Source organism: Desulfatibacillum alkenivorans DSM 16219, assembly GCF_900142135.1.
Classification (GTDB): Bacteria; Desulfobacterota; Desulfobacteria; order Desulfobacterales; family Desulfatibacillaceae; genus Desulfatibacillum; species Desulfatibacillum alkenivorans.
The window spans coordinates 1-1197 of the sequence record NZ_FQZU01000098.1 but is presented as its reverse complement, the minus strand read 5'-3'; the positions used below and the strand labels follow the sequence as shown (position 1 = coordinate 1197).

The window sequence follows — 1197 nt, the reverse complement described above, 5'->3', positions numbered from 1 at the left end:
CTACCAAGCCCTCCTGCCAACCCCGGATTTTAACCTCTCCAACGATTGATTCTTATCCCTGCCGGGTACTTCTTTGGACGCTTACGAACAAAACCGCTTCCCTGCGTGCGGGCGAAAACCGAAATTTTATGTTTCAGGCCCCTCTCAGGGGGCTTGCCCAACTGATCAAATTTCCAATAACCTTAATTAACGCCCGTTTCCACCCTTTCACTCTATGCCTGAACGACAGTTAGTTACTTTGTAACGGACGTCCCCGAGAGTCTCAGGGTATAAGATTTCCATCCCTCCAAACAAACTCCCGTATAACTCGAATTTTTCCTTTTTCCTGGACCATTTAAAATTCGCAAAAACATTACTATCTTCAAAAGACTGAAAACTTAGAAATGCCATCTCATCAGTTTCGTTAACACCAGCACTAATGGACACATGACCAGCAAAACCATCTTTTGTATAATAATAGTATTTCACATCTAATAGGATTTTTGATTCTCCCGCTGATGACAATGAATAAACAATAATTCGATCCCAAATATCATGAGGGTGTGGCTCTGAACCCTTTTCTTTATATCTAAAAATCTTTTCAGGCTTACCATCTCCGGTAAAATCTAAAAGGTTTCCATTGAATGAAATTAAAGAATCCTGAGACCATAAAAGGCATTCCGCTTCTTCATTAAATACGAATGAATATCCTCTATCTCCAACAGTGGAGACCGGGTACTCAAGATAAACCGATAATATGTGTTTATCTGGAGGGCTGAAAGCGCTAAAACACTGAATCTCCCCCGTTAAAATTTTATCATGGGCATCAGGAATTTTTTTAATAATATTATTCCTTTGTAATAAATCAATCAGAAAGCCCTTGCCATCTTTTTTAGTAAAGGAATAACATGTCAACTTATTTTCACAAATATTACTCTTCATGAATATAAGCGTAAATACAATGACAGGCAAAAGAAACAATATGTATACCACGACATTTTTTCTTAATACATTCATTATATCTCCTTAGCAATTATAGTGGTCTGCCGGGCAGCTTCCATGAAAGCGTGTTTGGAACCATTGAACCGCCGTTGCCGTGACCAGCATGGACTCCGAGTTGGGCTTTGACAGGACTTTCAGAGTTAATGGCCTATATGCATCCTAATGATTTGATATAATGGACGATATTTCAGCTATATCTGTAGAACCCAACCGTCT

The 1197-nt window shown here is 39.2% G+C and carries 1 protein-coding gene; it reads right to left on the bottom strand.

Going from position 1 to position 1197, the window contains the following annotated elements:
- Nucleotides 1-207: 207 nt before the first annotated feature.
- Nucleotides 208-996 (bottom strand): hypothetical protein, encoded by a 789-nt coding sequence (locus BUE18_RS27170; RefSeq protein ID WP_073479241.1) that lies wholly within the window; start codon nt 994-996, stop codon nt 208-210.
- Nucleotides 997-1197: the final 201 nt, after the last annotated feature.

Excerpts from the sequence above, each read along its gene's own strand:
- BUE18_RS27170 (WP_073479241.1), bottom strand. The coding sequence starts at position 996 with ATGAATGTATTAAGAAAAAATGTCGTGGTATACATATTGTTTCTTTTG.